This is a genomic window from Agrobacterium sp. SORGH_AS_0745, from assembly GCF_030818995.1.
Lineage (GTDB): Bacteria > Pseudomonadota > Alphaproteobacteria > Rhizobiales > Rhizobiaceae > Agrobacterium > Agrobacterium tumefaciens.
In genome coordinates, this window is the sequence record NZ_JAUTBI010000003.1 from 589,692 (window position 1) to 615,349 (window position 25,658).

Sequence of the window (25,658 nt, forward strand, 5' to 3'; positions counted from 1 at the left end):
TGTTACCGCGCCTCCGTACAGACAAACAATACCAGGGCAGCCACAATAAAAATTAAGGCCCCTGCGTCACCGCAGGAGCCTGATTTTAAAAGCAAACGTAGAGCCGGTCGTCAGTCGAACGGGATCACCCGATCGTCAGCCGACAGGGGCTTGCCGTCGACGGATACAGAGACCTCTGCCGTGCCGGCCTTACGGCTGACGACGATGTCCTTTGCTTTACCGTCCAGCGTGATCTTCACCGAGAAGCCGCTCCAGTCTTCGGGCAGCGACGGCGCGATGTGAAGCTTGCCTTCGGTTCGGGTGATACCGAGAATGCCCTCGATCGCGGCGCGATAGAGCCAGCCGGCGGAACCCGTGTACCAGCTCCAGCCGCCGCGACCTGCATAAGCGCCCTCACCATAGACATCGGCGGTCACCACATAAGGTTCGACCCGATAGGTTTCGGACGATGCCGCGTCGAGCGCATGGTTGACGGGGTTGAGCAGCTTGAAGCAATTCCACGCCTCCTGCGCACGCCCCTGCTTGGCAAGGGCAAGCACTACCCAGGTCGCCGCGTGGGTATATTGTCCGCCGTTTTCGCGCACACCCGGCGGATATCCCTTGATATAACCCGGGTCATGCGGCGCCCGCGAGAATGGCGGGGTGAACAGACGGATGATACCGGCCTTTTCATCGACCAGATGCTCAATGACGGCGTCCATCGCCTGCCGTGACCGGCCTTCTTCACCCTCGCCGGAAAGAACACTCCAGCTCTGGCCAAGTGAATCGATCTGGCATTCCTCGCTGGTGGCGGAACCGAGCGGCGTGCCGTCGTCGAAATAACCGCGACGGTAGTAGCTGCCGTCCCAACCCGCAGTTTCGAGAGCATTGCGAAGCTTTTCGCGATGCGCCGACCACCTGCCGACACGGTCTGCATCACCGCGCTTTTCGGCGATCGCGATGAAGTCGCGAAGCGCCCCGGCCAGGAACCAGCCAAGCCAGACACTGGTGCCCTTGCCGCCGATGCCGACACGGTTCATGCCGTCGTTCCAGTCACCGCCGAGGATCAGTGGCAGACCGTTTTCGCCGGTGCGATGGATCGCGAGATCAAGCGCCAGCGCCGCGTGTTCGTAGAGGCTAGCGGATTTGTCGCTCGTCTCCGGCTGGAAGAAGGCATCGTGCTGCCCCGGCATCAATGCCGGTCCCTTGATGAAGGGGATGCTTTCATCAAGTATGGCCTCATCGCCCGTAGCTGAGACATACTGGTTGATCGCATAAGCGAGCCAGACCACGTCATCAGAGATCGTCGTGCGGACACCTGCACCGGTCAAAGGCAGCCACCAATGCTGGACGTCGCCTTCAGCAAACTGGCGGCCTGCCGCACGCAGGATCTGCTTGCGAGCGAGATCCGGCTGGTAGAGCAGGAATGCCAGCGTGTCCTGAAGCTGGTCACGGAAGCCGAAGGCGCCGCTCGACTGATAGAAGGCCGTGCGCGCCAGGATGCGGCACGCCAGCGCCTGATAGGGCAACCAGCTATTGACCATGTGGTTGAAGCCGGCATCGGGCGTGGTAACCTGCAACTGGCCGGTAAAGCCAGTCCAGAACGCCTTGCTGCCCTCCAGCACCGACTGGAAATCCGCCGCACGGACTTGTTCGACCAGCGTTGCCGCCTCCTCCGCATTGTCGGCATCGCCGAGAATGAAGGTCATATGCCGTTCTTCACCGGGCTTCAGGTGGATTTCCTGCATCAAGGCGGCGCAGGGATCGCCGTCCACCTCGGTGCTGCCACTGAGTGCCGCACCAGACACAATGCCCTGCGGAGCCTGTGCAGAACCGAAGCGGCCGATGAATTCACGGCGGCTGGTGGTGAAGCCGCTTGCCTCGCTGTCGAGCGTCAGGAAGGCAGTGCGGGTGCTATAGTCGATGCTGTAAGGGTTGGAAGCAAAAATCGCATTGCTGCCGGCATCGTGCCTGCTCAGGATGAACGGCGCAGATTTCTGGCCATTATTGCCCAGCACCCATTCCACATAAGCATAGACTTTCAGGCGGCGGCTTTTCGAACCCTTGTTGCGTACGATGAGCTGCGAGAACTTGACCGGCTTTTCACGGTCTACCGTCTGCGTCACCTCGACTTCAAGCTTATCCGTCTTGCCGGTCATTACGGAGTAACCGAGACCGTGACGGGTTTCGAACAGGGCTTCCGGATCGCGCGAAAGGGCAGCACAGGGCGTATAGAGCTTTCCTGTTTCCACATCGGCAACATAGAAGGCCTCGCCCGGCCGGTTGATGACCGGATCGTTGCTCCAGGGTGTCAGCTGATAGTCACGGGAATTGCGGCTCCAGGTGAAACCAGCGCCTTCCGCCGACACATGGAAGCCGAAACTTTCGTTCGAGATGACGTTGATCCAAGGATGCGGCGTGGATTGCCCACCATGCAGGCGCACGACATATTCCTCTCCGCTTTTGGCGAAACCACCAAAACCGTTCCAGAAATCGAGATCGCCGGCATCCTCGACAGCCTCAGCGACGGGGAACGCAGGCACTGGCAGGCGAGCCTGCGCGGCCTCAGTCGCGCCGTCAGGACCGCGATGCGCCGCAAAAAGCGACACGGCGCGGTTGATCTGGTCGACAATCTTGCCATTCCGCACATGCAGCACGACACGGGAGGCCGCCAGAAGCGCGCTCCAGGTCTCTTCGTCCATCAAGTCGCGGCGAACGGAGAACACGTGCGGCCTTCCACCATCGGCGGGATTGATGCGACGCTGTGCCTCGGAAATATGATCCAGCGCATGCTGCATATCCTGTGCATACGACGCGGCCCGTTCGTTGACGATGACGAGATCGAAGATCACGCCGCGCGAACGCAGATATTCGTGAGCGCTGAGCGCCTCACGGGCAATATCCATGTCCATATCGTCGTTGATACGCAGGCTGAAGATCGGAAAATCGCCCGAAATGGCAAGCGGCCAGAGCGCCCGCTGCGAAGCGAGGCCCGTTTTCAGCGTTTCCGAATCCGCGCGCAGATGCATGTCCGGATAGGTCAGATAACGGCCGAGATGCTGGAAAGCGGCGGCCTGCTGCGAAGTGACACCCACATGGCGCATCTGCACCTGCGTGCGCGTCCATGCATGCACGAGTTCATGGGCAAATGCGTCAGGATGGCGATAACGGTCGATCGCCTTGTCGACTTCCTCGCGGCTCGGCGCGGCAATCGTCCAGAAAATCACGCTCACCTTCTTGCCGGCCGGTACGCGCACAGTGCGGCGCAACGACAGGATTGGATCGAGCGTGAAGCCGTCGGTGTTGGAAAGCGTGGCACCCGTATCGAATGCAGCCGCTTCACCGAGCGATCGGCCGCGGCCGATGAACTTGGCACGGTCCGTCTCGAACTCCGTCGGGCGCGATGGGCCGGCGTTATCGGCAGCAAGATGCGCGATGATCGTTCCGGGCTCATTCGGGCTGCGGCGGTTACGCCAGGCGCGGATGACATCGCCGCGCCGGCCGATCTCCGTCTGCACGAACATGCGCGAGAACAGCGGATGGGCGTTGTCGTCGTCTTCCGACGCAATGACCGGCTCCATATAGGAGGTCACTTCAATGTAGCGATCGTCGGAACCGACATTGAGCAGCGTGACGCGGCGGCCATCGGCATCGTGCTCGGTGGCGACGATGCATTCAACGACGCTCTGCAGATCGCCGACATTCTTGTGGAATTCGGCCTTGTCGTCGGTGAAGATCGTCTTGGTCTTTTCGCCTTCGATGACACGCGGCTCAGCCGTCGCACTCCACCATTGTCCATTGGTGGTATCGCGCAGGAAGATGAAGGTTCCCCAACGATCTTCGGTCGGGTCGGCCTTCCAGCGGGAAATCGCCTGACCGTTCCATTTCGAATATCCAGCACCGGTTGAGGTGAGCATCGTCGAATAATGGCCGTTCGACAGGAACACCACTTCGCGGTCGCGCACGGCCGGGTCGGCGATGGAGCGCACTTCCGCACGCAGCAGGTCTGCCTGTTCCTTGCCTGGGGTTTCCGGCTCGTATTTGGCGCTCATGACAGGCACTTCGCGCGGTGCCTTTTCCTGCAACAGGAGTTCGGCCGCCTCGATTACAGGGTCGGAATGGAAGAGTTCGCGCAACACACCGTCAAAGGCGACGTTGGCGACAGCCGCGATCGACATGCCGTGGTGGTGGGCATAATAGTTGTAGACCACCGCGCAGACCTTGCCGTCAGGCACACGTGTCGGCGTGAAATCCACGGCATCATGGAAGCCGTACTGTCCAAGCGCGCCAAGCTTGCGCAGCTTGTCGAGGTTTTCCAGCGCACCGTCAGGATCGTACTGGCTGGCGAGAATCGACGCATAGGGCGCGATGACAGCATTCTGGCCGAGACCGCGCTTGAGGCCAAGCGTCGGCACACCGAAGTTGGTGTACTGGTAGTTCATGTTGTGATCGCGGGCGTTGAACGCCGCTTCGGAAATGCCCCATGGCGTGCCGAGACGGCGGCCGTGGTTCATCTGTTCCTTGACGATCAGATTGTTGGTCTGGTTGAGAATGCCACCCTGACGCTCCTGCATGACGAGCGGAGGCATCAGATATTCGAACATCGAACCCGACCAGGAGACCAACGCGCCCTGCGCACCGATCGGCACGACCTGGCGGCCGAGACGGTACCAGTGCTCGGTCGGCAGATCGCCCTTGGCGATGGCAAACAGGCTGGTCAGGCGGCATTCGGACGCCAGAAGGTCGTAGCAGGCCTCGTCCAGTTCCTTGCTTTCGACGCGGTAGCCGATCGACAGAAGACGGCGATCCTTGCGATAAAGGAACGTGAAATCCATCGAGAAAGCGAGGTTGCGGCTGCGGTCGCGTAGCGATGCAAGACGCTGGCGTAGCGGCTCCATATTGGTGAGGTCGATGGCGCTGTCTGAAATATGCGCCTCGCAGCAATCCACGAGCAATTGCGCCCAGCGGGTCACTTCCGCGCTCTGCGCAGACTTCACTTCGTGATCGACATTGGTAGCGAGCTTCTGGATGTCGCGCGCGAGTACCGCAAGATTGATGACGCGGATCGATGCGAATTCATGCTCGCGCTTGACCGAGGCAAGAGCGTTCGAAAAACCGATGATGCGTTCTTCGAGGCGGCGATGCAGCGGACGCAGGTTCTTGCGGTCGTCAGGCAGCGCTTTCAGCGTTTCGCGCAGAATACCGGCGAGATCGCCGATACCGTCGAGATTACCCTGAAGATGCGCGGAAGGCGCTTCTGCCCACTGGCGGCAGGCAGACGAAACCGCAATCAGGTGACCGGCGAGATTACCGCTATCCACCGCCGAAACGTAACGGGGACCAAGCGTCTGCAGCGTGTCCGTATGGTACCAGTTGTAGAGATGGCCGCGATGTTTCTCCATCTTCTCGACGGTCTGGATCGTGTTCTCGATCCGCTCCAGCGTATCGGCAAAGCTGATCCAGCCAAACTGGCGCGCCGAAATGATGGAAAGCAGGTAAACGCCGATATTGGTAGGCGATGTACGCGAGGCAACAATCGGCTCCGGCGTTTCCTGGAAGTTGTCCGGCGGCAGGTGGTTTTCCTGCGGTGTCACGAAGGCTTCGTAATAACGCCATGTGCGACGCGCGATCTTGCGAAGCTCGAAAGAGACGTGTTCCGAAACGAACAGCCGGTCTTCGGTTTCCGCCGACTGGCTGACATACCAGGCAACGGCGGGAGACAGAACCCAGAGCAGAGTAAAGGGAATGCCGATCAGGAAGGCATTGTCACCGGGCAGCGCCGCAAACAACAGGCCGAGCATGGCCACAACAGGCGCATGCCACATCTGGCGGAAATAATAGGTGATGCCGCCCTGGGCGCTAGACTGCATGCTGGCGGCGGTGCGCCATTCCAGCATCAGCTTGTGGCTGACGAGCAGACGGTAGAGCGAACGGACAATCGCATCCGTCATCATGCAGGCAGAATCGGCAATGAAGACGATACGCAACGCAACCTGCGCATTGGTGGCGCGGATTTCCGACCAGATGGTATGGAAATGCGCCTGAGGCACGATATCAGTGGAGCGCGGCACGAGGCCGGAAAGCAGCGAGAGCGTCGGAGCGACGAACAGCGAGAAGATCAGCAGGATCTGCCAGATCAGCGCACCGAGCGGGTCCATGAAATACCAGCCGAGGATCGAGGCGAAGAACCAGGCAATCGGCGTCAGCGAACGGCGCAGGTTATCGACCATCTTCCACCGGCCGATCGCGGTAACACCACGGGCGCGATCGAGAATATAGGGAAGCAGCTGCCAGTCGCCACGCGCCCAGCGATGCTGGCGCGAGACTTCCACCTCGTAGCGGGTCGGGAAATCCTCGACCAGTTCCACATCGGTCACCAGCGCGCAGCGCGCAAAGGATCCTTCGAGCAAATCATGGCTGAGGATGGAGTTTTCCTCGATCCGGCCCTTAAGCGCCGCCTCAAAGGCATCTACGTCATAAAGACCCTTGCCGGTGAAGGTGCCTTCGGAGGTCAGGTCCTGATAAACGTCGGAAACGGTGAAGACGTAAGGGTCGATACCGCGATTGATCGAGAAGACACGCTGGAAGACGGAGGCATCCTTGCCCGTCGTCAGCGAAGGCGTAACGCGCGGCTGCAACAGGCCATAACCTTCAACCACACGTCCCGAGACCGGATCGATGACGGGGCGGTTGATCGGGTGATGCATCTTGCCGACGAGCTTGGTCACCGCATCGCGCATCAGGCGCGTATCGGCATCAAGCGTCATGACGTATTTGACATCGGCCGGCACGATATTGGCGCCACCGAGGAATGTCGTGTCCTTGTCGCCGCGCAGCAGCATGTTCAGTTCATGCAGCTTGCCACGCTTGCGCTCCCAGCCCATCCAGCAGCCTTCGGACGGGTTGTAGATGCGGCGGCGGTGCAACAGGTAAAAACGCGTCTTGCCATCGAAGGCATAACGGCTGTTCAGCGCCGACAGTTCGCGCTTGGCATATTCGAGAATCTCGAGATCGTCGCCGGACTGCTCATATTGGGCATCGCGCCAGTCGCTGACCAGCGCGAAATAAATCTCGCCATGCGGATTGGCGAGATAATGCACCTCGATATTGCGCATCATCTCATCGACGCTGTCGCGGCTGGTCAACATGCAGGGCACGGCAACAAGCGTGCGGGCGTCCTGTGGAATACCGTTCTTGAACTCGTATCCGACCAACCGGAACGGCTTCACGAAGAAAGTGACGAGCGTGTTGAACAGACCGGTCGCGCCTTCCGAAGCAGGCAATGCAAACATCAAGAGGAATGCGGTCACCACATACCAGGGCATGCCAGCTTCGGCCAGGAACCAGCCGACGGCAAGCATGACGAGCGCGGTGATGAGAAACACTGGCGCCGCAATTGCGAGCCAGTTGAACTTGCGCATTGACCGGACGATATGCTGCGAGACCAGCGGCCTGTAAGCGAGCACCTTTTCAAGCTCGAACCGGCGCTGGCCGACGAGTACGGAGCCGACATTGACGCGATGGTTTTCAGACACCTCGGCAGGCTCGCCGGATCTCGCCATTTCCACGGCGGCACGCGCGACCTCTACTTCTGTCTTGGGGGAGCGACGCGCCAGAAGCTCGATCGTGTTGCGATAGGTGTTGCGCGAACCGAAATCGAGAATCTCGTAATCGGTTTCCTCGCGCAGGACCTTGTCGATATGGCTGACTTCCTCGAACCACACCGACCATTCGGTATCGTCGATTTCCCTCAGGCTCTTGACGATATTGCCCATCGTCACATTGCCGGAGGCCAGCCGGTTGTGTTCCGACATCATGACGTTTTCAGCGTCGGTGCCCGCAGCATGCAGGCGTTCTTCAAGCCAGGCCACCGCAAAACCCGAAGTCTGCGAGCCGTTTCTGAGGCGATAGAGGAACTGCGTCGCAAACGTCGGGTCATCGACCAGCGAATCGACCTGCTTGAGGAGCGCTGCGGAGGCTTCCGCATCGTTCAGGCGAATGATTTCGTCGACGACTTCATTCGCCTTCTGGCGCATGCGGCGCGAGCGTTCCACGCGAATGGAGATGCGGCGAAGATTTTCGATGAGGACAAAACGGATGATGGAGGGCAGCGCCCACAATTCGCCGATCTGCAGCGTCTTCGACGTCTGGTAGCCATCCACCAGCGCCGTCATGTTCTCGCGCGAGACCGTGCTGTGGGTATGGGCGACATAAAGCCAGCCGAGTGCCATGACCCGCGGGATCGTCACGCCGCCCACCGTCATTGTCGGCAGCTGGCGATAGAACTTGCGCGGGAAATCGCGGCGGACTTCCTGGATCGCCTCTTCGATGACGTAGTGGTTGTCGAGCAGCCATTCCGCCGCCGGCGTTATCGTCGCGCCATTTTCCGCGTCGACGGCCGTTGTGCGGTAGACCCGCAGGATTTCCTTCTCGTTCTCACGGTGGCGCTCGAAGAAGTCGAACTCCATGAAGCCGGGAAGGGTATCGGCACCGTCGCGCGAAAGCGCGGCACCGGCATCATGCAGTTCCTCGACCGTCATATAGGACGCGCGGATCGAATCATTGTGATCGATCTGCTTCGTCTCGGAATCACGGGCGGCGGCGGTCGGGGTAATATGAAATGACATCGGCTCGTATTCTGAACTTTATGGAGAATTGTTCGACTTGACCGGCGTTTCGTCCGTGGCGGGAATACGCACGAAATCGGGCCACGCTATATTTATGACTTATCCTGAACCTTCGGTGAACCGGATCAGACGTTGTGTGCAACGCATCGTCAAACGGCGAATATCCGCAAGCACGGCGTTTTGCTGCGCGATCCCTCCGACCATGCAAAGCCGGGGATCTCTGCGGAGAATGGATTTTCGACGACAGGAAAATTTCGCCCTATGGCCCGGCAATGCCGTTCCAACCGGATTTCGCACCTTCCCCCACGGCGAAAATTGTTCGCGCAACGTCAGATAGTCCCCCTTTGACACCTGAAGGGCAACGCGAGGCCGAGAAGGCCTGCGCCACATCCGAAACGCTAATGCCCCAGGACGTCTATAGTTCCATGCCACCTGTCGCGATACGATGCAAGCGATGAATTTCAAGGCATTCCGGCTCCGGGAACGCCCCTTACATGCCCGCGTATATGCTGCTATGAAATTTGCAAAAAGCGCTGGAAAAAAGCGGCGTAACCAGGGACTTCGAAAATGACCAGACAGACCGCAAACATAGCCTCCTTCGCCAACCATATGCCGGATGTGGTAGCAATCCGCCGCCACCTGCACCGGCATCCCGAAATCGGTCTTTCCGAATTCCAGACCTCGGATTTCATTGCCGGACAGCTGGTGGAAATGGGTTACGAAGTAACGCGCGGACTGGCCGGAACCGGTATCGTCGCCACGATCCGCAATGGCGACAGTGCCCGCACGCTCGGCATTCGCGCCGATATCGATGCCCTGCCGATCCGTGAGGAAACCGGAGCGGAATATGCAAGCGCTAATGATGGCGTCATGCATGCCTGCGGCCATGACGGACACACGGCCATGCTCCTGGGAGCCGCGAAGATCATCGCCGAACGCAGGAATTTCGATGGGACCCTGCATCTGATCTTCCAGCCGGCGGAGGAGAATTTCGGCGGCGCCCGCATCATGATCGAGGACGGACTGTTCGACCGCTTCCCATGCGATGCGGTTTTTGCCCTCCATAACGATCCCGGCGTACCCTTCGGACAATTCGTCCTGCGCGACGGCCCGATCCTTGCCGCCGTCGATGAATGCAGGATCACCGTCAACGGATATGGCGGCCACGGCGCCGAACCGCAGGATGCGGCAGACCCTATCGTTGCGGGCGCCAGTATCATCATGGCCTTGCAGACGGTGGTGTCCCGTAACATCCATCCGCAACTGTCGGCGGTCGTCACTGTTGGCGCATTCCATGCTGGTGTTGCGAGCAACGTCATTCCCGAGAAGGCGGAAATGCTCCTCACCATCCGTTCCTTCGACGCGGGTGTGCGCGACGAACTGGAAAAGCGTATCCGGGCGATAGCCGAAGGCCAGGCGGCCAGCTATGGCATGAGTGTCACGCTCGATTACGAGCGCGGCTACAATGCGACAGTCAACCACAAGGCGGAAACGGACTATGTCGCCGGTCTGGCCCGTCGTTTTGCCGGGGCGGAAAAGGTGGTCGAAATGCAGCGCCCGTCCATGGGCGCGGAAGACTTCGCCTACATGCTTGAAAAACGGCCCGGCTGCTACTTCTTCCTCGGTACCGCGCGCACCGAAAACGACCCGCCGCTGCACCATCCGAAATTCGACTTCAACGACGATATCCTGCCAATCGGAACCGCCTTCTGGGTCGATCTGGCGGAGGATTATCTCAAGGCGTGAATGAATATAAAAAGGCCGGTCGGAGGAGCGACCGGCCTTTTTTTCTCAAGTTTCCTGATGAGAAAATCTGGGAGGATCAGGGAACGAGACCGAGTATGACCGCCGCGACAAAAGCCACGCACACGCCGACAAGAGCCGCGTGAACCGAATCTCTCCAGTTTCGCTGCGACTGGGGCTGCGAGACAAAGTCTTTTGCTTTTCCGGCCTTGGAATAAGACATTGTACAACTCCCTTCCCTGCTCGGCCCGTCAAAGCGGGCACTGCTTATTTCCCGTAAAGAATAGCTTTATTCCCCACTGTTTCAGTAGAGATAAAATTCCATAAGTTCGGCGCATTGGGAAAAATACGGATCGCGACTTGCCGCCGGACAAGCATCAATCTACCCATTGCGCAGGATCAACGTCGCAAACGGCATTTCCGTTCAAAATCATTGGCAGGCTCGGATAAGGACCATGACGGATATCGACGCCATCATCATAGGAGCCGGGGTGATCGGACTGGCGACGGCCCGCGAGCTGGCGATGCGTGGTCTTTCCGTCATCATCCTCGAAGGCGAAAAGGAATTCGGTTCCGCCACCTCTTCGCGCAACAGCGAGGTTATTCACGCCGGGCTTTATTATCCTGAAGGCAGCCTCAAGGCACGCCTTTGCGTTGAAGGCAGGGAGCGGCTTTATACGTTCTGCCAGAGCCATGGCGTTTCGCACCGCCGCTGCGGCAAACTCATCGTGGCAGCGAACGCGGACGAGACGGCTCTCTTGGCGGCCCTCAAGGAAAAGGGTAACGCCAATGGCTGCGACGACCTCGAACTGGTCGATGCCACGCAGGCGCTGTCGCTCGAGCCTGCGCTCAACTGCGTAGCGGCCCTGCTTTCACCTTCGACCGGCATCATTGACAGCCATGGTTATATGCTGGCGCTGCTCGGCGACGCGCAAGACCATGGCGCAGCCCTCGCCCTGAATGCACCATTCGAAAGCGCGGAAGCGACCGGCAACGGTTTCCGCGTTCACGTTGGCGGCAAGGAACCTCTCAGCCTGACATGCCGGCTGCTCGTCAACTCCGCCGGCCTTCTGGCACCGCTGGCGGCAAAACAGATCGAGGGATTGCCGAAGCACACGATCCCGGAGGCGCGTTTCGCCAAAGGCAGCTATTTTTCGCTGACCGGCAAGTCGCCTTTTTCACGGCTCATCTACCCCGCTCCGCACACCCACGGCCTTGGCGTGCACCTCACCCTGGATCTTGCCGGTCAGGCCCGTTTCGGGCCGGATGTGGAGTGGGTCGACACCATTGATTATGCCGTCGATCCCCGCCGCATGGAGGGTTTTGGCGACGCGATCCGCCGCTATTGGCCGGGCCTACCGGAACACGCGCTGATCCCGGCCTATTCGGGCATCCGGCCGAAGATTTCAGGACCCGACGAACCGGCCATGGATTTTCGCATCGACGGGCCGGAAACCCACGGACTTGCCGGTCTCGTCAATCTTTTCGGCATCGAAAGCCCCGGCCTCACCGCCTCGCTGGCGATGGCCAACGAGGTTGCGGCACGGCTCGAGGCCTGATCTCAGCCGAAACGGGACAGCGCGCTCGCCATGATCTCCGGATCGACATTGCCGCCGGAGGCAACCGCAATCACCGTTTCGCTCTCCAGCTCGTTGCCGTGGAACAGCGCCGCCGCCAAGGCCACCGCGCCGCCCGGCTCGACGACGACCTTCAGCCTGTTGAAGGCGAGAACCATGGCCCGCAGTGCTTCATCTTCGGTCACGGCAATGCCTTTTCCGCAAAGCCCAACCATAATCGGAAAGGTGATGTTACCGGGCTGAGGCGTGACGATTGCATCGCAGATCGAACCGGAAGTCGTTGCATTCCGCTCGATCCTGCCCGCTGCGAGTGAGCGCGCCACATCGTCGAACCGCTCGGGTTCTGACGTCCTGACCTTGTAGTTCGGCGCTTTCGCCGCAAGGGCAAGGGAGATGCCGGATGTGAGGCCGCCGCCGCCGCAGGGCACGAGAACCTCGGCCGCATCGATACCGAGTTCCAAGCCCTGTTCGGCGATTTCCAGCCCGACAGTCCCCTGCCCTGCAATCACCAGCGGTTCGTCGTAGGGCCTGATAAGGGTCAGTCCGCGCTCGCTCGACAGGCGGTCGCCAATGGCGTCGCGATCGTCATTCGCGCGGTCATAGAGCACCACTTCCGCACCATAGTCGCGGGTATTGTCGATTTTGATTTTTGGTGCATCGGAGGGCATGATGATGACGGCAGGCACGCCGTGCAGACGAGCAGCAAGCGCGACGCCCTGCGCATGGTTGCCCGAGGAAAAGGCGATCACGCCACGGGCGCGCACATCGGCCGGCAGACCGGATACCGCCGACCAGCCGCCGCGAAATTTGAACGAACCCGTTCTTTGCAGGCACTCGGCCTTCACGAACAGCTTTCGCCCGGCAATCTCATCCAGAAAATGCGACGACAGAAGCGGTGTCCGCACCGCATGTTCGCCGATGCGCTGGCGCGCTGCCTCAATCATCGAAATATCTGTCATGCCCTGCCCCTGTAATGCGGATGTTGGGTGTACATTAGGAGGTCGCAATTAATAGTGAAACCGGCTGGACAAGAAAAATCCCCGGTCTTGGCCGGGGATCTTTCGTCATGCGCTTGTAAACGAATGGTCAGTGGTTGTGCCGGGGCATCTTCTCGGCAATCCGGCGGAAATCCGCGGCCCCTTCCAGAACCGCACCGTCCGAAAGCTGGGTCACCGATTGACGATAGATGCGCTGCCAGGGCGTGGCATCCGCAGGCACCGCAGGAATGCCATCGGCCTTTCGGGCAGCAAGCTCTGCATCCGGTACCAGTGCGTCGCACTTGCCCTGATTGAAGTCGATGCGGATCACGTCACCCGTGCGAAGCCATGCCAGTCCTCCACCGGCGGCACTTTCTGGCGAGGCATTGAGGATCGACGGGCTATCCGCGGTTCCCGATTGCCGGCCGTCGCCGATTGTCGGCAGGCTGGTGATGCCTTTTTTCAACAGCGCGTCCGGCGGCTGCATGTTGACGACCTCAGCCGAACCCGGCCAGCCGAGCGGTCCGGCCCCGCGAATGACGAGAATGGTGCGCTCATCGATATCGAGAGAAGGATCGTTGATACGGGCGTGATAGTCTTCCGAACCATCGAAAACCACACATCTGCCCTCGAAAATCCCCTCACGACCCGGCTCGCTCAGATAACGCTGCCGGAATTCCGCCGAAATCACGCTCGTCTTCATGATGGCGAAATCGAACAGATTGCCCTTGAGGACGAGGAAACCGGCCCGTTCCTTGAGCGGCTTATCGTAAGGCAGTATCACATCGCGGTCGGTCGATTCCCGCCCGTCCAGATTTTCCGCCACGGTCTTGCCGGTCACGGTCGGACAGCTCCCGTCAAGCTTGCCTGCCTTTAGAAGCTCCCACATGATGGCGGGCGTACCGCCGGCACGGTGATATTTCTCGCCCAGCCATTTTCCGGCGGGCTGGACATTGGCGATGAGCGGAATGTCATAACCGTGAACCTGCCAGTCTTCCTCGCGAAGTTCGACGCCCGCATGTTTCGCCATCGCCGCCAGATGCGGCTGGGCATTTGTCGAACCGCCGATCGCCGAATTGACGCGGATCGCGTTCAAAAACGCCTCGCGCGTCATGATATCCGAAGGCTTGATATTCTCGACAACCAGTTCGACGGCGCGGCGGCCGGTGCGATAGGCCATCTGGCCGCGTTCGCGGTAAGCGGCCGGGATTGCGCCGCAGCCGGTCAGCGACATGCCGAGCGCTTCTGCAATGGCATTCATGGTAGAGGCCGTGCCCATGGTGTTGCAGTGGCCAACCGACGGAGCGGATTCGAGCGCCGCCTGCAGGAATTCCTCGCGGGTGATTTCGCCGGCGCCATATTTGCGGCGCATGCGCCAGATGACCGTGCCGGAACCAACCAGATCGCCGTCATGGTACCCGTCGAGCATTGGCCCGCCGGATAAGACGATAGCGGGAATATCGACCGTGCTTGCCGCCATCAGCGCCGAAGGCGTGGTCTTGTCGCAGCCCGTGGTTAACACGACGCCATCGAGCGGATAACCGTAAAGCACTTCCACCAGGCTGAGATAGGCAAGATTGCGGTCAAGCGCCGCTGTCGGTCGCTTGCAGTTTTCGAACATCGGATGGGTCGGAAACTCGATGGGGATACCGCCCGCATCACGGATACCATCGCGCACCCGCTTGACCAGTTCGACATGGACGCGGTTGCAGGGCGTCAGGTCGCTGCCGCTCTGCGCGATGCCGATGACCGGCTTGCCGGAACGCAGCTCTTCCGGCGTCACGCCATAATTCATGAAGCGCTCCAGATAGAGCGCCGTCATGTCGAGATGGTCAGGGTTGTCGAACCAGTCCTGGGATCGCAGCCGCCGCACGGGTGTCTTGTCGTCGCTCATGAGACCGCCTCAGCCCTGTTCCCGGTTGTTGAGTTTTTCGAGGTAAAGCAGGATACCGCTATGGTCGATATCGGCTCCACCATCGCTGACGAAATCATCGAACTCCCGCGTTACCTGCTGGGTCAAAGGCAACGTCAGGGACAAATCCTTCGCCGTCGCCAGCACCCCGTTCAGATCCTTGAGCTGGAACTTGGAGGGTCCGCCTGGCGCGAAATTGCGCTTCACCATGCGTTCGCCGTGCAACTCCAATATCCGGCTTTCGGCAAAACCGCCACGTATGGCGTTACGGAACCCTTCGCGGGATGCCCCGCCCGCTTCCACAAGCATCATCGCCTCGGCAACCGCGCCGATGGTGATGGCGACGATCTGCTGGTTTGCGAGTTTGCAAAGCTGGCCCGCACCGGAGGGGCCGACATAGGTGAGCCTGCCCATCGGCGCGAAGAAATCCGAAAGACCAGAGATCAGCGCCTCATCGCCACCGGCCATGATCGCGAGCGTACCCGCCGTTGCGCCCGGCACACCGCCGGAGACCGGCGCATCGACATGATGAATGCCCATTGCCCGTAGCCGGGAGGAGTGTTCGCGCGCAATAGGCGGCGCAATGGAGCTGCTGTCGATGACAACAGCGCCTTTTTCCAGCGCTTCGGCCACACCCGCCTCGAACAGCACCTCGCCCACGGCTTTGCCATCGCTCAGCATGGTGATGACGATATCGGCACCCCTGGCGGCTTCGGCCGGCGATGCCGCGAGAACCGCGCCATCGGCAACCAGCGCCTCAGCCTTTTCGACGCTGCGGTTCCACACCGCAACCGAAAAGCCCGCGCCCAGCAGACGCCGGGCCATCGGCCCGCCCATCAGGCCTGTGCCGATAAAGGCAACCGACCGCTTCTTCTCCTCCCCGCCGACACTCATTTCAGTGAACCTCCCAGTTCGTCCTCGATATGAACCTGAATGATCTCTTCGAAGGAGCTTTCAGCCGTAAAGCCAAGTTCACGGGCGCGCTTTGCTTCGAAACCGGGCGCCCAGCCTTCGCACATGCGCATGATCATCTCATTCGGCTCGCGGCGAATGAGGGCAACGGCCTTTTCGCCGGCAACCTTGCGCAGCGCTTCAATCTGTTCGCCAACGGTGGCGCTGAGGCCGGGCATGGACAGGTTGCGGCGCGGACCGACCTTTTCCACGTCGATCGTCGCGCCATGAAGAAGGAAACCAACAGCGGAACGCGGCGAAGCGTGCCAATGGCGAATGCTTTCCGGCACCGGCAGAACCGCTTCCTGACCAACCAGCGGCTCGCGCAGGATGTTGGAGAAGAAGCCGGAAGCGGCCGCATTGGGCTTGCCGGGACGAATGCAGATCGTCGGCAGACGAATGCCGATACCGTCGAAGAAACCGCGACGGCTATAGTCGGAGAGCAGCAGCTCGCAGATCGCTTTCTGCGTGCCGTAGCTGGTCAGCGGCGTGGTGTGGAACTCATCCGGAATAGGATAGGGGAGCGGCGCACCGAATACGGCGATCGACGAGGTGAAGACCACGCGCGGCTTGTAACCGTCCTTGCCGTTGGCAATGCGGATGGCGTCGAAGAGATAACGCGTGCCATCGAGATTGATACGGTAGCCCTTGTCGAAATCAAGTTCGGCTTCACCGGATACGATGGCAGCAAGATGAAAGATCACATCGGGGCGGGCTTCGACCAGCTTTTCGGCTTCGCCCGGCGCGGACAGATCGGCTGAGCGCGCATCAACCGCACCGGAGAAGCCGGCGGGCGCTTCAGGCTGAAACACGTCGATAAGCGTGAATCTGTCAATCGACTTGCCGCCAAGCGATCCATCCTTGACGAGACGCTGCGTCAGCTTACGGCCAACCATGCCTGCAGCACCGATGATTGCGATATGCATATCTTCCTCCTCTTTGGCCCGGTCATTCTCCCGAGACCGAAAAAACATCATCGGCTCGTGAACCGATAAATTAGCTTGTAAGGTTGTCTGATAACCTTATATGGTTTGATTGAAAATAGTATTTTTTCACAAACCGGCAAAAGCAAGGGCGAAAGACCTTTGCCCGGATATTTTAGGGCGGATTGGACGGAGAGGGTGGAATGACGATCGTGAGCGAACACGATATCGAGGAATTGCGGTTCTCGCTGAAGAACAGGCTGGGCGAGGCGTTGCTGCTGACATCGCAGGAAGACATGCTGCGCTATTGCCGCGACTGGCATGGCGACGTCACCAGTTCGGCGGTAGCCGTCATCCGCCCCCGTTCGACCAAGGAAGTCTCCGATACGGTTCGCGCCTGCGCCGAACTCGGTCTCGCCATCATCCCTCAGGGCGGCAATACCGGGCTGGTGCTCGGCGGCATTCCCGATGAGCCAAAGCGTCAGGTCGTGCTGAGCCTCGAGCGCATGAACGCCATCCGCACCATAGACAGCGACGATTTTTCGGCTGTCGTTGAAGCCGGCTGCATTCTGTCGGAATTCAAGGATGCGGTTCAGGACAAGGGAATGTTCTTTCCGCTGTCGCTCGGCGCGCAGGGCAGCTGCCGCATCGGCGGCAACGTCTCCACCAATGCTGGCGGCATCAACGTTCTGCGTTACGGCATGACCCGCGAACTGGTGCTCGGTCTCGAAGTGGTATTGCCTGATGGCACCATCTGGAATGGCCTGTCGACGCTGCGTAAGGACAATCGTGGCATTGACCTGAAGCAGCTTTTCATCGGCGCGGAAGGAACACTCGGCATCATCACGGCCGTGTCCGTAAAGCTCTACCCCAATCCAGAACATGTCGAGACGGCACTGCTCGGCCTCAATTCGCTGGACGACGCCATCAAGCTTTATCGCCGCGCCCGCCGCGAATGCTGCGACCTGATGTCCGCCTTCGAATTCATGCCGCCCGTCGCCTTCACGCTCGCAATCGAAGCAATCCCCGACCTTAAAATGCCGATCGCCGGAGATTATCCGGCCTACGTGCTGATGGAAATTTCCGGCTCGGGGCTAGTAGACACTGCCGACCTGATGGGACGGTTCCTCGAGGGTGTCATGGAAGACGGTCTGGTGCTGGACGGCGTCATCGCCTCCTCGCGAGCACAGGCGCAATCGCTGTGGCTTTTCCGCGAGGGCATGAACGAGGGTCAGGCGCTGCGCGGCAGCCATATGCGCACCGATATTTCCGTGCCGCTGTCAAAACTTGCGGCGTTCGTGGCCGAAGCAGAGGCTGAACTGGCGGAAAAACTGCCGGAATGCCTGGCGGTTTCCTATGGCCATGTCGGAGACGGCAACGTCCATCTCAACGTGCTGCCGCCAAACGGAGCAACGCCGCAGGAGCGCGAAGCCTTCATCTACAAATCGAAAACCCTCGTCAACGAAGTCCTTGACCGTTACGTCGGCAGCATCAGCGCCGAGCACGGCATCGGCCGCCTGAAACGCTCCGATTTCGAAAGCCGGCTATCTGATGTGCAGCGCCGGATGATCAAGGGTTTGAAAAATGCCTTCGACCCCGATTTGCGGATGAATCCCGGTTGCCAGATAACCCTGCAACCGGATAGCTAATCGAGAAACAGCAAAGGCGGCGGAATACGCCGCCTCTGAAAACCCCGCTGACGGCGAAGGAGGAAGTCGCCTGCCGCGGGAAAAAACGGACCAATCGTTTCTGTGGAACGGGAGCAATCATGACGCTGGAGTTCAGTCAGATACATCGCAACGATCATCTGCCCGGCCGGATCGCCGCGGAGATCGCCCGCGAAATCAATGATTCGAAGCTCGGCCCGGGCGACAGGCTGCCAACGGAACATGTTCTGGCGAAAACCTTCGGCGTCAGCCGCTCGGTCATTCGTGAAGCGATCGCGCAATTGCGCAACGAAGGTTTTGTCGAAACACGGCAAGGCGTGGGCGCTTTCGTCACCGATCCCCGGCAGAGACTGTCCATTCGCATCGAGCGGTCCCGTCTGAACGATCCGGAAAATTTCCGCGATCTCTTCCAGCTTCGCATGCCGATGGAAATCGAGGCGGCGGGTCTGGCGGCACTCCACCGCAACCCGCAGCAGCTGGCGCGGCTGGCGGCGGCACTGGAAAAGATGCGAACGACCGACGACTGGTCGACGGAGGGCGTTGCGGCCGATCTCGACTTTCACCGTATTCTGGCGGAAGCGACGCAGAACGAATATTTCCTGATGTTTCTCGGCTTTATCGCAGAACGCATCAGCTCGGCTATCAACATCGCCTTCTCCCGTGCTATTTTCGGGGAAATCCTCGAGGTGACGATCGCCGAACATGTGGCAATCTTCGAAGCCGTCGAACGCGCCGATGCGACTGCGGCCAAGGATGCGATGCGCAAACATCTGCTCGGGGCAGCAAGCCGGGTCAATCTGGAACTGGATATCTTCTGAGCCACAAACAGAAGCTTAAACGGCAAAGCTATAGGACAGGTTTCGCTGCTTTCCGGCAATCCAGAGGCGAAAGACGATAATTTTGTCTGCGGTGCCGCTAGACTCGCTGTAAAAGTCATACTAAGAAGAATGAGATTAGGTTGTCAGACATCCAGACAATATGACCGCAGGAGGCGGCTGTCGGAGGGCTGAAGGGGAGGATATATATGACCGGCTCAAGGTCCATCGACGCTACCGCTATTTTGCCTGAAGACTTTGAAAACGCCCTGCTCGTCGGCCGCGTATGGTCGAAAAGCGAAGGCGGCCCCTGCCCCGTTCTGCTCAAAGGCGGCGTGCTTTACGACCTCACCTCTCTTTCGCCGACCATGTCTGAACTTCTGGAAAAGACGGATCTGGTGGAGCTGCTTGCAGACACCGGCACATTCGTAGCACTTGGCGCGCTCGAGGCCTTTCTGGATGGCTCCGCTGGTGAACTTCTCGCCCCCAACGATATTCAGGCCGTCAAGGCTGCAGGCGTGACCTTCGCCGACAGCATGCTGGAACGCGTGATCGAGGAACAGGCCAAGGGCGATCCACTTCGCGCGCAGGAAATACGCGGACGGCTGGCGCCGGTTCTCGGCGACAATCTCAAGGGACTTGAGGCCGGTTCGGAAAAAGCAGCGGAAGTGAAGAAACTGCTACAGGAAATGGGCCTGTGGTCGCAATATCTGGAAGTTGGCATCGGTCCGGATGCGGAGATATTCTCCAAGGCGCAGGCCATGGCCTCCGTCGGCTGCGGCGCGCTGATCGGCGTTCACCCGAAGTCGCAGTGGAACAACCCAGAGCCGGAAGTGGTGCTGGCCATTGCCTCCGACGGCCGTATCGTTGGCGCGACGCTCGGCAACGACGTCAACCTGCGCGACTTCGAGGGCCGCTCCGCCCTCCTGCTCAGCAAGGCAAAAGACAACAACGCATCCTGCGCAATCGGTCCCTTCATCCGCCTGTTTGATGGACGCTTTACCATCGAAGACGTGAAGAAGGCGCAGATATCGCTTCTGGTCGAAGGCGAGGACGGCTTCACCATGACCGGTGCAAGCGCAATGCAGGCGATCAGCCGCACGCCGGAAAACCTCGCTTCCCAGCTCTTGAACCGCAACCATCAGTATCCTGACGGCGCCGTCTTTTTCCTTGGTACGATGTTCGCGCCGGTAAAGGACCGCCATGGCCCGGGTCTCGGCTTCACCCACTCCAAGGGCGACCGTGTCGAAATCTCCACGCCCAAGCTCGGCAAGCTGATCAACTGGGTCACGACGACAGACGAATGCCCGGAATGGACATTCGGCACCGCGGCCCTCATGCGCAACCTGGCGAAACGCGGGCTGCTCTAGGCAATCCGGCAAAACTGCATCGCGGTTTTGCGCCCAGAATTGCGAAAACCCATAGGTGGAGCATTGAGGGCGATCCTTCGTCGAAAATGCTCCAGATATTTCTTCGGGAGGGGAAAATGCAAAAGACCATCAATCTCTTTTACCGGATTCTCGAAATCATTCTCGTCCTGCTGCTCGCCGGCATGTCGATCATGGTCTTCGTCAACGTTGTCATGCGTTACACGATGAATTCCGGCATCAATATCTCGGAAGAATTGTCGCGATACTTCTTCGTATGGCTGACCTTCATCGGCGCCGTACTGACCTTCCGTGAAAACAGCCATATGGGCATCGAAACTCTCGTGATGTTCCTGTCGCGCCGCGCCCGTGTCGTGTGCATGGTCTTGTCGAACATTATCATTCTGGGCTGTTCCGCCATCTTCTTCTGGGGAACATGGAAGCAGTCCGCCATCAACGCCAGCATGCATGCGCCTGTCACCAAGCTGTCGATGATCTGGGTCTACGGCATCGGCATGTTCACCGGCGGCCTGATGTTCATCATCGCTCTGGAACGCCTCTACCGTTATGTGACGGGCCGCGTGACAGAGGATGAAATCGCCCAGTTCGCCGGCGAGAACCTCACGATCGAACAGCTTTCGGAGCGCTGATACCATGACACTTTTCGTTTTTGTCGGCTCTCTTCTCGGAGCCATGGCGATTGGCGTTCCCGTCGCTTTCTCGCTGATGTTCTGTGGCGTCGTGCTCATGTGGTACATGGGCATGTTCAACACCGCGATCATCGCCCAGAACATGATTTCGGGCGCGGACACCTTCACGCTGCTCGCCATCCCCTTCTTCATTCTGGCTGGCGAACTGATGAACTCCGGTGGTCTTTCCCGCCGCATCATCGACTTTGCGATTGCGCTTGTGGGCCATATCAGGGGCGGTCTCGGCATCGTGGCGATTGTCGCGGCCATCATCATGGCCAGCATCTCCGGTTCGGCCGCTGCCGACACCGCAGCCCTTGCCGCGATCCTCATCCCGATGATGGCGAAAGCTGGTTACAACATTCCGCGCTCCGGCGGCCTCATCGCTGCAGGCGGCATCATTGCCCCGGTCATTCCGCCTTCCATGGCCTTCATCGTCTTCGGCGTCGCCGCCAACGTTTCGATCACCCAGCTTTTCCTTGCCGGTATCGTACCCGGCATTCTGATGGGCATTTCGCTGATCATCGCCTGGCTGATCGTGGTCCGAAAGGATAACATCAAGCCGCTGCCCAAGACCTCGGGCAAGGAACGTCTGGTTGCCACGGTCCGCGCCGGCTGGGCGCTTGGCATGCCGGTCATCATTCTGGGCGGCATCAAGGCAGGCATCATGACGCCGACGGAAGCCGCCGTTGTCGCTGCCGGCTACGCTCTTTTCGTCGGCATGGTGATCTACCGCGAACTGAAGCCGGCGGATCTGTTTCACGTTCTTCTGCGCGCTGCCAAGAGCACTTCGATCATCATGTTCCTTGTCTGCGCAGCCCTCGTCTCCGCATGGCTCATCACGGCTGCGAACATTCCAAACGAGGTCGCCGGTTATATCGAACCGCTGATCGATCGTCCGATGCTTCTGATGGTTGCCATGATGGTGCTGGTCTTCATCGTAGGAACCGCGCTCGACCTGACACCGACCATCCTGATCCTGACGCCCGTTCTGATGCCAATCGTCAAGCAGGCAGGCATCGACCCGGTCTATTTCGGCGTCCTCTTCATCATCAACAATGCCATCGGCCTGATTACCCCGCCGGTCGGTGTCGTGCTGAACGTCGTCTCAGGCGTCGGACGCATCCCGCTCGGCAAGGTCACGATCGGTGTCTGGCCTTTCCTCGTTGCAGAAACCATCGTTCTGGCGTTGCTCGTGATTTTCCCGGACATCGTGATGGTTCCGCTGCAGTACCTTCGTTAATCGCCACTTCTCAACCAAAATCCAAGGGAGGATATTATGAGAAAGCTTCTTCTGACCACCACGGCCATCGCTTTCGCGGTGGGCGCCGCAGCCCCGGCAATGGCTGAATTCAACAGCCGCAACATCCGCGTTTCGAACGGTATCAACCAGGACCACCCGGTCGGCAACGGCATCAAGGCCATGCAGGCCTGCCTCGACGACAAGTCGGGCGGCAAGCTGAAGCTGACGGCATTCTGGGGCGGCGCTCTCGGCGGTGACCTTCAGGCGACGCAGGCCCTGCGCTCCGGCGTTCAGGAAGCGGTTGTTACGTCCTCGTCACCGCTCGTCGGCCTGATCCCGTCGCTTGGCGTTTTCGACCTGCCGTTCCTGTTTTCCAATGCCAAGGAAGCCGATGCCGTGATGGACGGCGCCTTCGGCGACATGATGAACAAGAAGCTGGAAGAACAGGGCCTCGTAAACCTGGCCTACTGGGAAAACGGTTTCCGCAACCTCTCGAACTCCAAGCACGCCGTGAACAAGTGGGAAGACTTTTCCGGCCTGAAGGTTCGCGTGATGCAGAACAACATCTTCCTCGACACCTTCCAGAACCTCGGCGCCAATGCAACGCCGATGGCTTTCGGTGAAGTGTTCTCGGCACTTGAAACCAACGCGATCGACGCACAGGAAAACCCCTATGTGACGATCGACACCTCCAAGTTCTACGAGGTGCAGAAGTACATCACCGAGACGAACCACGCCTATACGCCGTTCCTCTTCCTCTTCTCCAAGCCGATCTTCGACAGCTACACACCCGAAGAACAGACGGCCCTGCGCGAATGCGCAGTCGTCGGCCGTGACGAAGAGCGCAAGGTCATCCGCGAACTGAACCAGAAGTCGCTGGAAAAGATCAAGGCTGCAGGACTTGAAGTGAACTCGCTGTCTGCGGAAGAGCAGGCACGTATCCGCGAAAAGTCGATGGTCGTTTACGAAAAGCACAAGGCTGAAATCGGTGCCGACGTCGTTGACGCCGTTCTGGCGGACCTGAAGAAGATCCGCGGCCAGTAATCCTGTCTGGATAAAATTAAAACACCCGGAGGTCAGCCTCCGGGTGTTTTTGTTTATGCGAATACAGAAAAGAAAAAGGCTGCCAAAGCAGCCTCTTCCAGAAAATCAGGACGCCGTGCGGTTTTGCCGGTTGGCGATGAGATCTTCGACCACCGCAGGATCGGCAAGCGTCGATGTATCCCCAAGCGCGCCGAAATCATCCTCGGCGATCTTGCGCAGAATACGCCGCATGATCTTGCCCGAACGGGTCTTCGGCAGGCCCGGCGCGAACTGGATCTTGTCTGGCGTCGCAACCGGCCCGATCTCGTTGCGGACGTGCTTTACCAGCTCCTCGCGCAGCGCATAGTCGCCGCTCTGGCCTGCCATCAACGTGACATAACAATAAATGCCCTGCCCCTTGATGGCATGCGGGTAACCCACGACCGCCGCTTCCGAAACCTGATGATGCGAAACAAGTGCCGACTCGACTTCGGCGGTGCCGAGGCGGTGGCCGGAGACGTTAAGCACGTCATCGACGCGGCCAGTGATCCAGTAATAACCGTCCTCATCGCGCCGGCAGCCGTCACCGGTGAAATACTTGCCCTTATAGGTCGAGAAGTAGGTGTCGACGAAGCGCTGGTGATCCCCGTAAACGGACCGCGACTGGCCCGGCCAGCTGTCGATGATGCAGAGATTGCCGTCGGCCGGCCCCTCCAGCACGTTGCCTTCGGCATCGACCAGCTGCGGCTGCACGCCGAAGAACGGCCTTGTCGCCGAACCCGGCTTCAGGTCCGTCGCACCCGGCAGCGGCGAGATGAGAATGCCGCCCGTTTCCGTCTGCCACCAGGTATCAACGATGGGGCTCTTGTCCTCGCCGACCACATGGTAATACCACTCCCACGCTTCGGGATTGATCGGCTCGCCCACCGTGCCGAGAAGCCGCAGGCTTTCGCGCGACGAACGCGTGACGAACTGGTCGCCCGCCCCCATCAGGGATCGGAGCGCCGTCGGTGCGGTGTAGAAGATGTTGACCTTGTGCTTGTCGATGACTTCCCAGAACCGTCCCTGATCCGGGAAGTTGGGAACGCCTTCGAACATCAGCGTCGTCGCACAGTTCGCCAGCGGCCCGTAGACGATGTAGGAATGGCCGGTGACCCAGCCGACATCGGCGGTACACCAGAAGACCTCCCCGTCCTTGTAGTCGAAGACATATTCATGCGTCATCGACGTATAAACGAGATAGCCGCCCGTGGTGTGCAGCACGCCCTTCGGCTTGCCGGTGGAGCCTGACGTGTAGAGGATGAACAGCGGATCTTCCGCCCTCATCTTCACCGGCGGGCAATCCGGTTTCACCGTGGCGATTTCCTGATGGTACCAGATGTCGCGGCCGGGCGCCCAGCCGGTCTTGCCGCCGGTGCGGCGCACGACCAGAACCTTGTTGACGATGACATATTGCTTGGCGGCAATATCGATCGCCTTGTCGGTATTTTCCTTGAGCGGGATCGGCTTGCCGCCACGCACCCCTTCATCGCAGGTGATGACGAAGGTGGACTGGCAATCGACGATGCGGCCGGCCAGGGCTTCCGGCGAGAAGCCGCCGAACACGACCGAATGAATGGCGCCGATGCGGGCGCAGGCGAGCATGGCATAGGCCGCCTCGGGTATCATCGGCATATAGATGGTGACCCGGTCGCCCTTCTTGACACCATGCTTCTTCAGCACGTTCGCCAGGCGGCAGACATAATCATAGAGCTGATTGTAGGTGATCTTCTTATCGATATAGGGATTGTCACCTTCCCAGATGATCGCCGTGCGTTCGCCATGCGTCTTCAGGTGCCGGTCGATACAGTTGTAGGAGACGTTCGTCAGGCCGTCCTCGAACCACTTGATCGGCACTCTTCCCTTGAAGGACGTGTTCTTGACCTTGGTATAGGGCTTGAACCAGTCGATCCGCCGGCCGTGCTTGTCCCAGAACTTCTCGGGATCCTCGACGCTCTCCTGATACCATTTCTGGTAACGCTCATTGTCGATGAGCGTGCGGGCTTTCGCCGATTTGAGCACGGGGTAGATTTTGGCAGACATGAACTCCTCCTGGAACCAGATATGGCTTGATATGCGCGACCTTGAGACTCCCACCTCAGGCATGTGTTGAATTCATAGCAGTT

The 25,658-nt window shown here is 59.6% G+C and carries 14 protein-coding genes; 8 read left to right on the forward strand and 6 right to left on the reverse strand.

Annotation, left to right across the window (positions count from 1 at the left end; genetic code table 11):
- Positions 1–110 precede the first annotated feature (110 nt).
- Entirely contained in the window at positions 111–8,606 is an 8,496-nt protein-coding gene (locus QE432_RS12670) for a GH36-type glycosyl hydrolase domain-containing protein (RefSeq protein ID WP_306624489.1), read from the reverse strand.
- A 567-nt stretch (positions 8,607–9,173) separates the two neighbouring features.
- Between QE432_RS12670 and QE432_RS12675 the strand changes: the two genes are divergently transcribed.
- Together QE432_RS12675 and QE432_RS12680 are read left to right on the forward strand one after the other, a co-directional pair.
- Positions 9,174–10,352, forward strand: a complete 1,179-nt coding sequence (locus QE432_RS12675) for a M20 aminoacylase family protein (RefSeq protein ID WP_013636950.1) — start codon at positions 9,174–9,176, stop codon at positions 10,350–10,352.
- A gap of 452 nt (positions 10,353–10,804) precedes the next feature.
- Positions 10,805–11,908, forward strand: a complete 1,104-nt coding sequence (locus QE432_RS12680) for an NAD(P)/FAD-dependent oxidoreductase (RefSeq protein WP_306624491.1) — start codon at positions 10,805–10,807, stop codon at positions 11,906–11,908.
- Between the two features lie 2 nt (positions 11,909–11,910).
- Here the strand turns inward: QE432_RS12680 and QE432_RS12685 are convergent, their stop codons facing one another.
- The 4 genes from QE432_RS12685 to denD form a co-directional block, all read right to left on the reverse strand.
- A complete protein-coding gene (locus tag QE432_RS12685) occupies positions 11,911–12,885 on the reverse strand; it encodes a threonine ammonia-lyase (protein WP_065659969.1) in 975 nt (324 codons plus the stop codon).
- A gap of 127 nt (positions 12,886–13,012) precedes the next feature.
- Complete coding sequence (locus QE432_RS12690) at positions 13,013–14,797, reverse strand: IlvD/Edd family dehydratase (protein ID WP_306624493.1); 1,785 nt, start codon at positions 14,795–14,797, stop codon at positions 13,013–13,015.
- A gap of 9 nt (positions 14,798–14,806) precedes the next feature.
- Positions 14,807–15,709, reverse strand: coding sequence for an NAD(P)-dependent oxidoreductase (locus QE432_RS12695; protein ID WP_019566003.1), 903 nt, complete (start codon positions 15,707–15,709; stop codon positions 14,807–14,809).
- Positions 15,706–16,692 (reverse strand): D-erythronate dehydrogenase, encoded by a 987-nt coding sequence (denD, locus tag QE432_RS12700; RefSeq protein WP_306624495.1) that lies wholly within the window; start codon positions 16,690–16,692, stop codon positions 15,706–15,708. The genes QE432_RS12695 and denD overlap by 4 nt, the downstream gene beginning before the upstream one ends.
- Positions 16,693–16,892: 200 nt before the next feature.
- On the opposite strand from denD, the gene QE432_RS12705 reads away from it, so the two are divergent.
- The 6 genes from QE432_RS12705 (at position 16,893) to QE432_RS12730 (ending at position 23,514) form a co-directional block, all read left to right on the forward strand.
- A complete protein-coding gene (locus tag QE432_RS12705; protein WP_065662960.1) occupies positions 16,893–18,338 on the forward strand; it encodes an FAD-binding oxidoreductase in 1,446 nt (481 codons plus the stop codon).
- A gap of 119 nt (positions 18,339–18,457) precedes the next feature.
- A complete protein-coding gene (locus QE432_RS12710; protein WP_003516533.1) occupies positions 18,458–19,174 on the forward strand; it encodes a FadR/GntR family transcriptional regulator in 717 nt (238 codons plus the stop codon).
- 206 nt (positions 19,175–19,380) lie between these two features.
- A complete protein-coding gene (locus tag QE432_RS12715; RefSeq protein ID WP_025594629.1) occupies positions 19,381–20,541 on the forward strand; it encodes a fumarylacetoacetate hydrolase family protein in 1,161 nt (386 codons plus the stop codon).
- A 116-nt stretch (positions 20,542–20,657) separates the two neighbouring features.
- Positions 20,658–21,188, forward strand: coding sequence for a TRAP transporter small permease (locus QE432_RS12720; protein ID WP_003516529.1), 531 nt, complete (start codon positions 20,658–20,660; stop codon positions 21,186–21,188).
- A gap of 4 nt (positions 21,189–21,192) precedes the next feature.
- Positions 21,193–22,470, forward strand: coding sequence for a TRAP transporter large permease (locus QE432_RS12725; protein WP_003516526.1), 1,278 nt, complete (start codon positions 21,193–21,195; stop codon positions 22,468–22,470).
- Positions 22,471–22,506: 36 nt separating this feature from the next.
- Positions 22,507–23,514, forward strand: a complete 1,008-nt coding sequence (locus QE432_RS12730; RefSeq protein ID WP_003516523.1) for a TRAP transporter substrate-binding protein — start codon at positions 22,507–22,509, stop codon at positions 23,512–23,514.
- Between the two features lie 105 nt (positions 23,515–23,619).
- On the opposite strand, the gene acs is transcribed toward QE432_RS12730, so the two are convergent.
- Complete coding sequence (gene acs / locus QE432_RS12735; RefSeq protein ID WP_003516521.1) at positions 23,620–25,575, reverse strand: acetate--CoA ligase; 1,956 nt, start codon at positions 25,573–25,575, stop codon at positions 23,620–23,622.
- Positions 25,576–25,658: the final 83 nt, after the last annotated feature.

Coding starts and splice junctions, on each gene's coding strand:
- QE432_RS12670 (WP_306624489.1), bottom strand. CDS start 8,606: ATGTCATTTCATATTACCCCGACCGCCGCCGCCCGTGATTCCGAGACG.
- QE432_RS12675 (WP_013636950.1), top strand. CDS start 9,174: ATGACCAGACAGACCGCAAACATAGCCTCCTTCGCCAACCATATGCCG.
- QE432_RS12680 (WP_306624491.1), top strand. CDS start 10,805: ATGACGGATATCGACGCCATCATCATAGGAGCCGGGGTGATCGGACTG.
- QE432_RS12685 (WP_065659969.1), bottom strand. CDS start 12,885: ATGACAGATATTTCGATGATTGAGGCAGCGCGCCAGCGCATCGGCGAA.
- QE432_RS12690 (WP_306624493.1), bottom strand. CDS start 14,797: ATGAGCGACGACAAGACACCCGTGCGGCGGCTGCGATCCCAGGACTGG.
- QE432_RS12695 (WP_019566003.1), bottom strand. CDS start 15,709: ATGAGTGTCGGCGGGGAGGAGAAGAAGCGGTCGGTTGCCTTTATCGGC.
- denD (WP_306624495.1), bottom strand. CDS start 16,692: ATGCATATCGCAATCATCGGTGCTGCAGGCATGGTTGGCCGTAAGCTG.
- QE432_RS12705 (WP_065662960.1), top strand. CDS start 16,893: ATGACGATCGTGAGCGAACACGATATCGAGGAATTGCGGTTCTCGCTG.
- QE432_RS12710 (WP_003516533.1), top strand. CDS start 18,458: ATGACGCTGGAGTTCAGTCAGATACATCGCAACGATCATCTGCCCGGC.
- QE432_RS12715 (WP_025594629.1), top strand. CDS start 19,381: ATGACCGGCTCAAGGTCCATCGACGCTACCGCTATTTTGCCTGAAGAC.
- QE432_RS12720 (WP_003516529.1), top strand. CDS start 20,658: ATGCAAAAGACCATCAATCTCTTTTACCGGATTCTCGAAATCATTCTC.
- QE432_RS12725 (WP_003516526.1), top strand. CDS start 21,193: ATGACACTTTTCGTTTTTGTCGGCTCTCTTCTCGGAGCCATGGCGATT.
- QE432_RS12730 (WP_003516523.1), top strand. CDS start 22,507: ATGAGAAAGCTTCTTCTGACCACCACGGCCATCGCTTTCGCGGTGGGC.
- acs (WP_003516521.1), bottom strand. CDS start 25,575: ATGTCTGCCAAAATCTACCCCGTGCTCAAATCGGCGAAAGCCCGCACG.